Source organism: Streptomyces sp. NBC_00154, assembly GCF_026342835.1.
Taxonomy (GTDB): domain Bacteria; phylum Actinomycetota; class Actinomycetes; order Streptomycetales; family Streptomycetaceae; genus Streptomyces.
In genome coordinates this window covers 1340617-1353238 of sequence record NZ_JAPEMI010000002.1, presented here as the reverse complement: position 1 = coordinate 1353238, position 12622 = coordinate 1340617, and the positions used below count along the sequence as shown (strand labels likewise).

Below are 12622 nucleotides of genomic sequence, written 5' to 3'. Positions count from 1 at the left end.
GACAGGTCATCGAGGTGGTCACCGATGCCGAAGCGCCGCGGCACCACGTGAAGGTGGTGGTCGCGGATCCAACCATCGAGCGGAGGATCGACAGCCGGCTGCAGCGGCAGTACCCCGGCGGTTTCGACGTAACGGCGGTGACCGACAGCCGGGCGGGCCGGCAGGCGGTGCTGGACCGGGATGCGGCGGCGGGCTTCGCCGCCGACAGCCCGCATCCGGTGCTGTACGTGGCCAAGGCCAACGGGATGTCGCTCGAGCTGGTGCTGCGCAATGTGTTCACCGAAGTCGCCGTCCGGAGCCACCAGCGGCTCAAGGTCGATGACGTGGCACCCACCGCGAACAAGGACCTGCTGGGCTCGACCCTGGTCTATTTCGGGATTGCCTGGAGCGTCCCCGGCTACATTCTCGCGACGACGCTGCTGCGTGCGGTGACCTTCAGCCGACGCAGGAAACTGCTGACGATCGCAGGTGCCGCCGCCCTGTTCAGCGTCGTCGGCAACCTGATCGGTGCGGGGCTGGGCTACATACCCGCTGCCCCCTCCGCCATGGCGATCTCCTTCCTTCTCACCATGGCCGTGGCCGTCTCCTCCTCAGGCCTGGCCCCCTTCGCCAGGCGGTTCTTCCCCGCGGTGGGTATGGGCCTGTTCATCGTGCTGAGCATCCCCACCAGCGGCGGCGTGGCGCCCGCTTCGATGCTGCCGACGTTCTTCCAGCACGTGCATGGCCAACGCGGTCGATGCCCTGCGTGGAGTCCTGTACTTCGACGGGGCCGGGGGTGCTCAAGCCCGTCCTGGTTCTGTGCGCGTGGATCACCGCGGGCGTCGCCCTGCTGGGCCTCGACGCCTGGCTGCGGCACCGCAGGGCCGCGGGACGGTACACCGAAGGCGAGGAGGAGATCGAGGAACTCCCGGTGGAGGACCCGGCGTTGGAGATGCCGACACCCACCGCGCTCCCCGTCCACCGTCACCACTTCGGCGAGCCGATACCGACGTTGGTCGGCACCGTCCACGACTCCGAGCAGCAGCCCGTCCGCGGCGCCGCGGTGACCGTCATGGATACCAAGGGGCGGCAACTGGTGCGTACCACGACCAACGAACACGGGGCGTACGCCGCGACCGGACTCCCTGAGGGGTACCTCCGCATTGTGGTCTCGTCCGTCGGCCGGAACCCGCTGGTCCATCAGAAGCTGTTGCAATCCGGTGCGGTCGTCCGCGCGGACTTCGCGTTGCACAGCCGAGAAGCAAGCGTGTCGCACCGAGCACATTAGGCACTGTGCAGTGAGGCCGGTGTTCGTCCCGGATCGCCCTGTGCCGTTCAGGAAATCATCGCTGCAGGTCAGGTCGGCGCCAACGCCACCCTTGTTGCCTGCACCCGTCCTGCAGCGGTCGACCGAGTGGGCCGCGTCAGCAGCACCGCACCGCCCACTCACCGCAGGCCGCCCCAGCGCCGTGGCCGGTGTCCGGGGATCAGAAACGCCCCGCCATCCAGTGGGTGGGTGACGAGGCGTTCGTGACGGCCGCTTTCGGGCACGCCGGGACCGCTTCGGCAAGATCGCAGTTCGGTAGCGGCGGACAACGTCACTCCGGGCAGAGCGAGCCTCGCAGAGCGGCGTTCAACTGCTTGCCCCGCGCGTTCGTGAGCGGCCTCGCGTCGTTCCCGAATCGCTGCGCGGCTGACCAATCCATCTTGGCGCCCCCGGCTGAAAGCGCCGAGCACTGATTTCGGCCGGCATCGATCGCCTTGTCCTCGTCCTCGACGATGCGCGGGTCCACGGCCGCGATCGCGCGGAGGTACCAGGCGCGGTCCGCACCGGTCGGCACGGGCGGAAGGTGCGCGGCCTCCACGACACCGGCCAGGGCCGCGTCGGCGCAAGGCGCACAGGCGGACGTGGTTGCCTGAAGCAATAGTTACCGTAGCCTAACTTACCGGCCCAGGCCGCTGGTGGTGGTGGCCTCGGGCACCATGGGCCAGGGCGACCAGTGCGCACCCTCGCTGGCGCTGCAGTACCCGCTCACCCTGAGCGGCGAGACGGTGTCGGTCGGCTACGAGGACTTGGCGATCTACCGCCTCCTCTCCACCGGTGCCGCGGTAGTCGTCACCGACTACGTCGGCCTCGGCGTCACCGACCGGCTCCATACCTACGTCAACCGCCTCGACCAGGGGCAGGCCCTGCTGGACGCAGCGCGCGCTGCGCGCGCCGTGCCAGGAGCGTCGATCACCCCCGATTCACGCGTCGGCCTGTACGGCTACAGCCAGGGCGGAGGGGCCAGCACCGCGGCCGCCGAGCTGCAGCCCTCGTACGCGCCTGAGGTCAAACTGGCCGGTACCTACGCCGACGCGCCACCCGCCGACCTGACCTCGGCCATGAAGGGCATCGACGGCAGCGCCCTGGCCGGCGCGCTGGCCTGGTCGATCAACGGCTTCGCCCAGGCCGACCCTGACCTGCGGAACATCGTCGAGGCCAACATCAACACCACTGGCAGGGCCGCGCTGAAGGACGCATCGACCATGTGTGTCGGCGATGCAATCTTCGGCTACGGATTCACCAAGAGCACCAAATGGACCACCAGCGGCAAGTCCATCGGCGACATCATCGCAGCCGACTCCCGGGCGCAGGCCGCTCTCGACAAGCAGCGCATCGGCACACTCAAACCCGCCGGCCCGGTACGCCTGGCAATCGGCATTCAGGACGACATCGTTCCCCACAAGCAGGCCCGCCAACTGGCCGTGGACCGGTGCCGCAAGGGCGGCAACATCACCTACGAGGCCGCCCAACCTCGGCGACAAGCTCCTCACCAACCATCTCGTGCCTCTCATCACCGACCAGGGCGACGCGGTGTCCTGGCTGACCGACCGCCTCTCGGGCAAGGAAGCCACCTCCAACTGCTGGACGATGCCGCTACAGCGCTGGCCCGGCTACCTGCGACCCACCGGATCGGTCCCTCGACCGGAGTTCCCCCATCCCGGTGCGGTAAATGCCCTTACGCCCGCGCCGGCCACGGGCGTAAGGGTGCATCGCTCGGAGTGGGTCTCCCCTTGCACCGCCACTGCCCGTGTGTCCGGAGTGCGGGTGGGCCTGGTCGGTGCGATCACGTCGAGGGTGATCGCAGATGCCGGCCTGCTGGGTTGTACGTCCCTCCGAGGACACCGCCTTCAGCGGCACCGTGTCGCGCCAGGGGGACATGGAGACCAGGAGCTCTACTGGCGTACACGCACCGCAGCATTCGCGTCATCCGTGGGAAGGCACACCTGAACGGCCTGCCACGGCGACCTAGCATTTGTTGTCGTGGCACACACCACGGAAGACGGCTTGGTGCGCGTGGCGCGATCTCGCACGCGATATTCAGGATGCGATCACGCCATACGGGAGGGACGAGTGCCTGGGCCGCAAGGACGTCGAGCGGACCGTGCAGAGCAGGGCTAATAGCTCAACCGGCGAGAAGCACTGAGCGCCCGAGTACATCCGAGGGATCTGTCCGGCCAAGGGGTCGGTTGACGAACGGGGTCGGTCCGTCGACAACAGAGCTCGCCCGCACCCTTCCGACGCATCGCCGATACCCCTTCATCCTGACACCCGCCCCACTGGTGACACCCGCCCCACTGGCCCGCCACGCGAAACCCCCCTCGTTGTCCCGAGCGCGGAGGGAAACAGCAAGAGAGAGGAGACCGCCCATGACTGCCGTGCGCGGAACATCGGTGAACATCCCCACCCAGGACGGCGTCGCCGATGCCTACCTGACCCACCCCGACGACAGCAGTCCCCACCCCGCGGTCCTGCTCTACATGGACGCCTTCGGACTCCGCCCTCACCTGAAGAAAATGGCCGACCGTCTCGCCCGGGCCGGCTACACCGTCCTGGCCCCCAACGTCTTCTACCGCCATGGGCGGGCCCCGGTGGTCGAACTGCCCGACGTCATCGACCCGGTCCGCCGCCCGGAGATCTTCGAGCGCCTCGGCCCGATCATGAACTCACTGACACCTGATCTGGCGATGCGCGACGCAGACGCCTATCTGCGCTGGCTGACCGCCTGCCCCCTGACCACCGACGGGCCGGTCGGCATCACGGGCTACTGCATGGGCGCCCGCCTGGCCCTGCGCACCGCCGGCACCTACCCGGAGCGGGTCGCCGCCATGGCCTGCTTCCACGGCGGCCGTCTGGCCACCGACTCACCCGAGAGCCCGCACCTGCTCGCCGACCGGATCACCGCAGAGGTGTACTTCGGCCACGCCGATCAGGACCCCTCGCTGCCTCCCGAGCAGGTCAACCGCCTCGACGAGGCCCTCACCGCAGCCGGCGTACGCCACCACAGCGAGATCTATCCGGGGGCGCACCACGGCTTCACCCAGGCCGACACCGCCGCCTACGACAGCACTGCGGACAAGCGCCACTGGACCGCACTGTTGGCGCTCCTGGACCGCGCCCTCTGACTACCACCGCCGCCCGCCCCTGCTCGGGCACCACGCCCTCCAGCGGGACCGTCTCCTCCAGGGCGAATGGCGCACCCTCCTTCAGGGGCTGCTCCCGGCAGAGCGCCTCGCCCGGTCGGCAAGCCGCGTGCCCTTGCTGGCATGCTGGTCGCCATCGCCGTCCTCCTGGCCAGCCCTCAAGGACGCCTCCGGGGCCTCAGAGGCCGCCGGGCCGGCAGGTCTGCGCGGGTACGGAAAGCGGCAGTTCGAACCACAAGGTCTTGCCGGTGGCGGTACTGGAACTGCCCCAGGATTCGGCGAGCAGGTCGAGGAGTTCCATGCCGCGCCCGCCCTCCGCGTCGGCGCAGACGGTGCGGCGTACCGGCCCGTCGGAGTTGGTGTCCTCGACCTCGCACCGCAGATGCGAGCCGCGGACCTGGAGATTGAGCCGCACGGGGCCGCGTGCGTGACACAGGGCGTTGGTGACCAATTCGCTGACCAGCAGCTCAACAGTGTCGGCCAGCTCGTTCAGTCCCCACTCGCCGACTTGTGCGACCACCAGTCGGCGGGCGCGGCTGACGGAGATCAGCTCCGGCGCCAGAGGCCAGGACGCGTCCCGGGCAGTGGCCCGGGCGCGGGGAGCGCCCAGGGGCCGCAGGGGCTCCGTGATATGCGACCACAGGGCCAGCTGGCGGGCGAACCACGAAGGCGGGGCGCCCTCGGAGACACCCGCCTTACCGAGAGCGGCGTCCTGGGCAGCCATGCTGATCAGTCCCTTCCCTGCAAGCCCGGCGGTTTGCGTAGCGATCGTTACATTTAAATATACACGTAGCGGGTGTTACGGTAAAGCTCGGGATGAATCGGACAGGGGCGAGGAGGCTTCATGCCGCGGCCGGCCGACCCAGCCAAACGAGCGGACCTGCTGCGCCGCGTCCGCTCGTACGTGCTCCGCAACGGACTGGCGAGCCTGTCCCTGCGCCCGCTGGCCCGGGAGCTGGGCACCAGCGACCGCATGCTCCTCTATTACTTCGGCACCAAGGAACGCATGGTCGCGGAGGCGCTGTCCCTGGATGACCGACGCCCACTCCTGCGCTTTCGCGATGTACGCAACTCCGCCGACGCCCCCGAGGACGCGGCGGGCCTACGGCGCCTCCTGGAAGAGCTGTGGGAGGGGTTCCACAGTCCGGACCGCCGGGCCGTTATGCCACTCCAGTTCGAATTGATGACGGCCAGTGTGCTCCACCCCGACCGGTACGGGCCCCTCATGCGCGACCTGATCACCGAGTGGACGGATCTGTTCACCCCCCTTTTCGTCCGCATCGACATGTCCGACGAACGCGCCCGGAACGAGGCCACCCTGGTGGTCGACGCCATCCTCGGACTGCTCTACGGGTCGCTCGCCGACGGCGACTGGGACCGGGCGGCGGCTGCCTTCCACACCCTGCTCGACCGCCTTGAATCCGGCTGGACACGCGACGGCGCGCAGACAGACACCTCCCCCAGGACCAGGCGCTCAGCCAGACCTTGAGACGCCGGTGTTCCTCGGCCGGGCCCTTTGAGAAGTGATCGGCCGTCCACGGGGTGGTCCGGTCGACGTGACCGACTGAGGTCGACCGATCACGGGAGTGATCTCCTCATGACCAGCAGCTCGGTGGGCTTGCCATCGCGCGAAGGCATGCGGATCAGGTCATGTCCGCGGACTTCACTGCGGAAGCGGCGTAGATCGTTTCGAACCGGCCACGCAGCCCTGCGCCTCCCGTCGGGGCCGGCCCGACTGCGGCAGGGGACGTTGCCGCCGTGGCGGCAAGTACGTTGGCGAACCAGCCGAAACCCCGCCGCTGTAGAGGTCAGAGCCTGTCGGCAGGGTCCAGATCGACCAGGGGACGCTCGAGCCTCGGTTTGAGGAGGTGGCTCCACACAGTCGCGATGGGGCTCGGCGGCCGTCCCGGCGTGAACGGCTGTGCCCGGAGATCCCCCTCATGGCAGGCCGCAGACGACTGCTGGACCGGTGAGGTCACCGCCGACGCAGGCGCGGGCCCCGCGGGTGCTCGGCGTCGACGAGTTCGCCTCCCGCAGGGGCCGCACGTACAGATACCTCTTCGTCGGATTCGAAGCCGGCCAGGAAGTTGACGTCCTGCCAGACCGCACGCCGGAGCCCTTCGCCGCCTGACTACGCGACCGCCCCGGCGCCGAGAGCTTCCAAAGGGTCCTGAAGGCGGTTCACAAGCCTATTGTTGGGCGGGCTCAGGCGTTGGGACGCTTGCCGTGATTGGCCTTCTTCTTCTTGCGGGCGCGTCGCTTGTTCCCTCGCTTGGCCATGGTCCACACCTTCCAGATTCAGGACTTTTCGGGCGCTCGTCAGTCTAGGTTCGGCCGGGCGCGCCCGCATCAGGCGGCGCGCCGTTGGGGGCCGTGGAGCCCTCACCATCGCTACGGCCAACCAAAGAGCGCATCACAGTTCATCCCGGGCCGGCCCTCTTCCATCGTCGCCTTGCACGAGCTCGGCTGCACACCCTGGACCAGGTGCTGACGCCAGGGGCGAAGAGCGGTGTGCCGGATACGTCAGGAACCCGCCCCCTTCAGGGGACCCACTTGTACTTGGCTCCGCCGACCCATCTCACCACCGCGGGATCATCGAGGTCGACATCGGTCACCCCTGCCCGGTGCGCCAGCCTGATCACATCCAGCATGTCGTAGGCAGCCCCGGCCATTTCCCCGTTGATCTCCACCATGCGGTACGGCGGGTCGTCCGGCACGACGCCGAGGACGACGACGGGGGTGGGGTGGAACGCCTCTTCAGCATCGTTGGTCATGTTTACAGCGTGTGGCAGAGGCGCGACACGCACATGTCGAGCGGACCAGCGGGTGGGGGCATCGCTACGTACCACTTGCGGCTCCCTACAGTTTCCGCTCAGTCCGTGGCGGTGCGGCCGACAGGGCGCCCGGTGGGTCCGGCAGGGCAGACCGCCCTCAGCCGAACGCCAGGAGCACGGACCGCATGCGTACCTGCCGTCGAGTCCGTGGATCTGATCGGTCGCGGTCCGATGCCGAACCTCGGCCGGACTCACCGTCAGGCGGGAAGGAGTTCCTTGAACAGGACCGGTCGCTGATGCTGTGACACGGCGGGATGTCGGGCGAGCCGGACGCAGCAGATGGTCAGCCGCAGAGGCTACCGAACAAGGTGATTGACATCGCAAGTGCGTCAATCGAACCGATCCTGGTGTTGGTGCCGAGGCCGGCCCCGCTGACAAGCTGAGGGCAGTGGCCGATCTCCCACCCGAGCGGCCGTCGCTGGATCGGTCGGCACCATGCTGCGTGAAGGAGCCCTGTGGATAGGCGCAAGACAAAAGACGGTTCGGTACAAGGCCATCGGCCAGTTCCGGATGTCGTCGCCTTTCTCGGTATTCCTTACGCTGCTGCGCCGTTCGGGGACAACCGGTTCAGGGAACCGCGTCCGGTCCACGCATTGTCGGCGGCGGCTGAATCCTGACCCAGTTTGGGCGGTCGAATCGTGACCCACCGGGTCTGGTTTCTGGTGTTCAGTCAGTGTCGTGTGTGGCGGTGGGGACGCGTCCGAGCTGGCGGCCGCGCATGCGATAGGAATCGCCTTTGAGGGAGTGGACCTCGGCGTGGTGGACGAGGCGGTCGATCATGGCTGCGGCCACGGTTTCGTCACCGAAGACCTCTCCCCAGCGTCCGAAGGGTTTGTTGCTCGTGACGATCACGCTCGCTCGCTCGTATCTGTTCGATATCAACTGGAAGAACAGGTTCGCAGCCTCGGCTTCGAAGGGGATGTAGCCGACCTCGTCGATCACGATCAGCGGATAGCGGCTGAGCTTGGTGAGCTCGGCCTGGAGGTGTCCGGCGTGATGGGCGGCGGCCAGGCGGTCGACCCATTCGGCGGCGGTGGCGAACGCGACGCGGTGGCCGGCCTGGCAGGCACGGACCGCCAGCCCAATCGCCACGTGTGTCTTCCCGGTTCCCGGCGGTCCGAGGAAAACGGTGTTCTCCTTCGCGGCGATGAAGTCCAACGTGCCCAGATGCGCGAGCTGTTGGCGAGTTATGCCGCGCAGATGGGTGACGTCGAGTTCCTCGATCGTTTTCATCGCGGGAAAGCGGGCGGCCCGGATGCGGGCCTCGCCGCCGTGGGACTCGCGTGCGGAAACCTCTCGCTGAAGGCAGGCGACCAGAAACTCGGTATGCGTCCAGGTCTCCTTCAAGGCGCGCTCGGCCAGTCGCTCGGCGGCGTCCAGTAGCGCCGGGGCCTTCATCGCCCGGGTCAGGAAGGACAGGTCGGCGGCGGTCTGACGGCCGGTTTGGGGTTTGCCGGGGCTGGCCTTGGTGGTGGTGGGTGACATCAGGAGACCTCCGGCTCGTCGTGTCCGCCGCCGCCCTCGATGAGAGTGAACATGCGGTCATAGGAGTCGAGTTGACGTTGTTCGACCTCGACGAGGTCAGCGGCGGTGGCGGCGCCTGTCTGTCGGGCGGCCAGGGCTCGGGAGGCTTGGTGATGGCGGTAGTCGCCGCGCAGGAGGGCCGCAGCGCGGGCATGGACGGGGTCGGTGATCGTCTGCTGTTTGGCCCAGCAGCGCGGGTGGCGGGCGACTTCCGCTCCGCCGGGGGTGAGGGTGACGATGACCTCGTCGGTGTCCGTGCAGACCTGGACTTTCTTACCGATGGCCAGGGGGTGCACGGAGTAGTCGCAGGTGTCGACGCGGATGTAGTGGTCGCGGCTGATGCGGGTGGCGAAGCGCCACCAGCGAGGCGGATCGACGGGCGGCAGGGCGAGCATCTGGGCCCGGTCGGCCTCCCACCGGTCGATCGGGCGGGCGCCCAGGGTGCGGTGCTGACGCCGGTTGGCGATGTTCAGCCAGGCGGTCAGCTGGGTGTTGAAGTCGTCCGGTCCGGTGAAGGTCCGGCCGGGCAGGAATGACGTTTCCAGGTAGCCGTTGGCCCTCTCCACCAGCCCTTTCGCCTCTGGATCACGAGGCCGGCAGAGATAGATTCTGGTGGCGATCAGGCCCGCGAACGCGGCGAAGTCGGTGGTCACCTTGCCGCGGCCGATGCCGGCCTCGTTGTCCCAGACCAGCATCCGTGGGACCGCGTTCCAGCAGGTCAGCAGTTTCCAGTGTCCGTCGATCAGGTCGCCGGTGGTTCGGGTGGGCAGCATCCGTGCTGCAATGATCCGCGAGTAGCCCGAGACCATCACGAGGACCGGCGGGCGTCCGCTCTGCCCATAGCCCAGCGGGATGTCGACCGGCGGGAACCACAGATCACACTGGGCCAGCTCGCCGGGCTGATACGTCGTGCGGGAGACCGGATCGACGGGCAGATAGGCCGGACGCAACTCGCGGACCCGATCCTTGAGAACCGTCATGCCCTTCTCCCAGCCGATCCGCTCGGCGATCACGGTCGTGGGCATGGTCGGAGTCTGCTTCAGCAATTCCCGGATCTGCGGCTCGACCGCGTCGACCGCTGAGCCCCTGACCGGCCGCGAGTACACCGGCGGCCGGTCGGTGGCCAGCGCCCGCTTCACAGTGTTCTTCGAGATACCCAGATGCCGGGCGATCGCCCTGATCGGCATCTGCTCGGCCCGGTGCAGCCTGCGGATCTCTGCCCAGTCCTCCACGGAAATCACCCTCTTCTCCTGACCTTCGATCAAGATCAGGTTGGTCGGAAGACCACGAGATGGGTCAGTTTTGATCCGCCGTCAGAGGGTCACGATTCACCCGTCGCCGACACGCATGGGAGGGAGTCCGCGAATGCAAGGATTTCGGCCCCATTGCCCCGCAGTCGGCAAGACTGCCCGCGTCACCTGTCTGGTCGCCCGGCGACGAGGACATCCTCACGCTCAACATCTGGGCTCCGTCATCCGACGGTGGTTCCTTGCCAGTCCTGGTATGGATCCACGGCGGTGCGTACACCTTCGGGTCCTCCGCGCAGCCTGATTTCGACGGCACCGCACTGGCCCGTGCCGGTGTGATCGTGGTGACCTTCAACTACCGACTCGGTTTTGAAGGCTTCGGTTACCTTCCGCCCGGCACCGAGCCGCCTTACCCGGAAAATCGGGGCCTGCTCGACCAGATCGCCGCGCTGCGGTGGGTGCGTGACAACATCACCGCTTTCGGCGGCGATCCGGCAAACGTCACGCTTGCCGGGCAGTCTTCCGGGGCCGCCTCAGCCGCCTGTCTGATGGTGATGGACCAGGCCCGCGGTCTGTTCCGGCGCGTCATAGCCCATAGCGTTGCCGGCCCTTGCTATTCGATCGAACTCGCTGCTGAGACCACCCGGAAGGTTGTTGAGGCCGCCGGCATTCCCTTCACGGCCGATGCCTTGGTGTCCGCCGCTCCGCACACGCTGGTCGCCGCCTCCGATCGGGTCGTCGATGAATACCGGCAGGACTCTTTGTCCGGGCACCGCCACTACGACCCCGTGATATACGGTCCTGTCGCCGGAGACGGCATCCTGCCCAACGATCCGCTGTCCGCGACAGCCGCCGGATCCGCCGGCGCGGTGGACCTGCTGGTCTGCCACACGACGCAGGAGTACTGGCTGCTCGATGCCGTCGGCAGCAGCGCGAAGGTCACCACCGACGACCAACTCGCGCTTTTCGCGAAGGACTTCCACCTCCCCGACACCCTGGTGCCGGGCTACCGCGCGCTGATGCCCCTCGCCCCCACCCTCGACATCTATCTCGCGATCTTTGGTGACATGCAGTTCAGCGAGTACAGCGCTCGGCTCGCTGAGCGGCACGCCCAATCCGGCGGCCGAACCTTCATGTCCCGCTTCGCCCGTCAGCGCAACGGTCCAGAAGGAGCGGTGTACGCCTGGCACTGCGCGGACATCCCCTTCGCCTTCGGCAACCTCACTGCCAAGAGCGTCGAATTCCTCATCAGCGGTCCGCCAAGAGCTGAAGACCACCAGCTGTCCCGGCGCATGCTGAACGCATGGGTCGGCTTCGCTACTACTGGTGACCCCGGCTGGCAGCCGATCAACGACTCCACCAGCAGCGTCCGGACCTGGGGCATGTCAGACAGCCCCTCCCAGCCGCAGGCCGCTGCAATCCGCGAGCTGTGGCACCAAGCCGACTTCCCGCTCCTGCGGCCATGAGACGCAAACTCTACGACTCCGAAGTGGCACCCCGACCAGTGCCCGCCGCAGCCGGCCAGCTCGAACACCGCGTCCGAATGAGCGGTGCCGACAGTTGAGCACCCCACGGGCACAGGCCCCAGGAATGGGGTTCGCAGGGCGGCAGCCGACCGGGGCCGGCTGCCGCGACACGCGGGGAAGCCGGTGAACGCTTATTATCGCGTAGAGGGTGTATGGGGTCACCGGGCGCAGGCCGGACACGCGTGCGACCGCCTGGCATCTGTGCATCTGTGCATCCGTACATCCGGTGAGGGGTACATCCCGCGCCGGAAACCCCGGCCCGATTCCGACGGGCCGGGGTTTCCATGTGATGCGGATGGAGCTGTTACCACTTGTTGCCGTAGTAGTGGTCCCTGACCACGCGGAAGCTGCCCACGACACCATTGCGAACCTTGACGCCACCGCGGACCTTGCGGGTGAAGACGCCGTTGCTGGTGCTCCAGGGGCCTACAGTGGCGACCGGAGAACCGTTGTCGCAGGTCGCCCCGCGGAAGAGCTCTACACTCCTGTGGCTGTCGTTGCGGACGTTGAAGCTCCGCGAGCCCAGCCCACTGACCACAGTGATGCAGCCCTCCTCCGACCGGGCGGAGTACGACCGCTCGTTGATGAAGATCCGGCCTTCGTACTTGTAGCCGTGGCCACCACCGTAGCCACCGCCACCCCCGTAGCCGCCTCCTTCATTGCCCTTCCCACCCCCGTTCCCGCCTTCGTTCCCGCCTTCGCCACCGAGCGGAGCCGCCGCAGGGGCACCCTGCTGGACGGCCGGCGCGGCCTGCTGGACGGACGGAGCGGCCTGCGGGGAACCAGCGGCCGAGGCATAGGTGATACCGGTAGTGGCGAGGACCGCGGCGCCCACTGCGGCGGCGGTCACGGCGACGGTACGCGTCGTCATGTCATTCTCCCTTGTCTCTGAGGGTCGGCCGGGCAACCGGCCTGAAATGAACGTACTTATGGGACCTTTACCTGTCATGTCGGATATACGTAAAGCGTGACCCCAGGGGGCCGATCGGGCGTATTGGATAGATCTGACACACCGTCAAAAGACTTATAAGTAGGCCTATATGAC

The 12622-nt window shown here is 67.6% G+C and carries 11 protein-coding genes and 2 pseudogenes; 6 read left to right on the top strand and 7 right to left on the bottom strand.

Going from position 1 to position 12622, the window contains the following annotated elements; all coding sequences use genetic code 11:
* Positions 1 to 520 precede the first annotated feature (520 nt).
* A complete protein-coding gene (locus tag OHA03_RS42790; RefSeq protein WP_267009320.1) occupies positions 521 to 649 on the bottom strand; it encodes a hypothetical protein in 129 nt (42 codons plus the stop codon).
* Positions 650 to 775: 126 nt separating this feature from the next.
* Here OHA03_RS42790 and OHA03_RS42785 point away from each other — a divergent pair, with 126 nt between their 5' ends.
* Positions 776 to 1267 (top strand): carboxypeptidase-like regulatory domain-containing protein, encoded by a 492-nt coding sequence (locus tag OHA03_RS42785; RefSeq protein ID WP_267009319.1) that lies wholly within the window; start codon positions 776 to 778, stop codon positions 1265 to 1267.
* A 310-nt stretch (positions 1268 to 1577) separates the two neighbouring features.
* Here OHA03_RS42785 and OHA03_RS42780 read toward each other — a convergent pair whose 3' ends face one another.
* Positions 1578 to 1820, bottom strand: coding sequence for a hypothetical protein (locus tag OHA03_RS42780; RefSeq protein ID WP_267009318.1), 243 nt, complete (start codon positions 1818 to 1820; stop codon positions 1578 to 1580).
* Positions 1821 to 1929: 109 nt separating this feature from the next.
* On the opposite strand from OHA03_RS42780, the pseudogene OHA03_RS42775 reads away from it, so the two are divergent.
* Positions 1930 to 2905, top strand: a pseudogene (locus OHA03_RS42775) (lipase family protein); the annotation flags it as partial.
* A 767-nt stretch (positions 2906 to 3672) separates the two neighbouring features.
* A complete protein-coding gene (locus OHA03_RS42770) occupies positions 3673 to 4428 on the top strand; it encodes a dienelactone hydrolase family protein (RefSeq protein ID WP_267009317.1) in 756 nt (251 codons plus the stop codon).
* A 196-nt stretch (positions 4429 to 4624) separates the two neighbouring features.
* Here OHA03_RS42770 and OHA03_RS42765 read toward each other — a convergent pair whose 3' ends face one another.
* Positions 4625 to 5170 (bottom strand): ATP-binding protein, encoded by a 546-nt coding sequence (locus OHA03_RS42765; RefSeq protein WP_267009316.1) that lies wholly within the window; start codon positions 5168 to 5170, stop codon positions 4625 to 4627.
* Between the two features lie 120 nt (positions 5171 to 5290).
* On the opposite strand from OHA03_RS42765, the gene OHA03_RS42760 reads away from it, so the two are divergent.
* Entirely contained in the window at positions 5291 to 5935 is a 645-nt protein-coding gene (locus OHA03_RS42760) for a TetR/AcrR family transcriptional regulator (protein WP_267009315.1), read from the top strand.
* 1051 nt (positions 5936 to 6986) lie between these two features.
* Here the strand turns inward: OHA03_RS42760 and OHA03_RS42755 are convergent.
* Positions 6987 to 7220, bottom strand: coding sequence for a hypothetical protein (locus tag OHA03_RS42755; protein WP_267009314.1), 234 nt, complete (start codon positions 7218 to 7220; stop codon positions 6987 to 6989).
* Positions 7221 to 7735: 515 nt separating this feature from the next.
* On the opposite strand from OHA03_RS42755, the gene OHA03_RS42750 reads away from it, so the two are divergent.
* A complete protein-coding gene (locus OHA03_RS42750; RefSeq protein WP_267009313.1) occupies positions 7736 to 7897 on the top strand; it encodes a carboxylesterase family protein in 162 nt (53 codons plus the stop codon).
* 49 nt (positions 7898 to 7946) lie between these two features.
* Here the strand turns inward: OHA03_RS42750 and istB are convergent, their stop codons facing one another.
* Positions 7947 to 8765 carry an IS21-like element helper ATPase IstB gene (istB, locus tag OHA03_RS42745; protein WP_267009200.1) on the bottom strand — a complete coding sequence of 273 codons (819 nt, stop codon included), beginning with the start codon at positions 8763 to 8765 and terminating at the stop codon, positions 7947 to 7949.
* Entirely contained in the window at positions 8765 to 10045 is a 1281-nt protein-coding gene (istA, locus tag OHA03_RS42740; RefSeq protein ID WP_267009199.1) for an IS21 family transposase, read from the bottom strand. The genes istB and istA overlap by 1 nt, the downstream gene beginning before the upstream one ends.
* 107 nt (positions 10046 to 10152) lie before the next feature.
* Between istA and OHA03_RS42735 the strand changes: the two are divergent.
* A pseudogene (locus tag OHA03_RS42735) lies at positions 10153 to 11517 on the top strand (carboxylesterase/lipase family protein); the annotation flags it as partial.
* 364 nt (positions 11518 to 11881) lie between these two features.
* Here OHA03_RS42735 and OHA03_RS42730 read toward each other — a convergent pair.
* Complete coding sequence (locus OHA03_RS42730) at positions 11882 to 12448, bottom strand: hypothetical protein (protein ID WP_267009312.1); 567 nt, start codon at positions 12446 to 12448, stop codon at positions 11882 to 11884.
* Between the last annotated feature and the right edge of the window lie 174 nt (positions 12449 to 12622).

Excerpts from the sequence above, each read along its gene's own strand:
- OHA03_RS42790 (WP_267009320.1), bottom strand. The coding sequence starts at position 649 with ATGAACAGGCCCATACCCACCGCGGGGAAGAACCGCCTGGCGAAGGGG.
- OHA03_RS42770 (WP_267009317.1), top strand. The coding sequence starts at position 3,673 with ATGACTGCCGTGCGCGGAACATCGGTGAACATCCCCACCCAGGACGGC.
- OHA03_RS42765 (WP_267009316.1), bottom strand. The coding sequence starts at position 5,170 with ATGGCTGCCCAGGACGCCGCTCTCGGTAAGGCGGGTGTCTCCGAGGGC.
- OHA03_RS42760 (WP_267009315.1), top strand. The coding sequence starts at position 5,291 with ATGCCGCGGCCGGCCGACCCAGCCAAACGAGCGGACCTGCTGCGCCGC.
- OHA03_RS42755 (WP_267009314.1), bottom strand. The coding sequence starts at position 7,220 with ATGACCAACGATGCTGAAGAGGCGTTCCACCCCACCCCCGTCGTCGTC.
- istB (WP_267009200.1), bottom strand. The coding sequence starts at position 8,765 with ATGTCACCCACCACCACCAAGGCCAGCCCCGGCAAACCCCAAACCGGC.
- OHA03_RS42730 (WP_267009312.1), bottom strand. The coding sequence starts at position 12,448 with ATGACGACGCGTACCGTCGCCGTGACCGCCGCCGCAGTGGGCGCCGCG.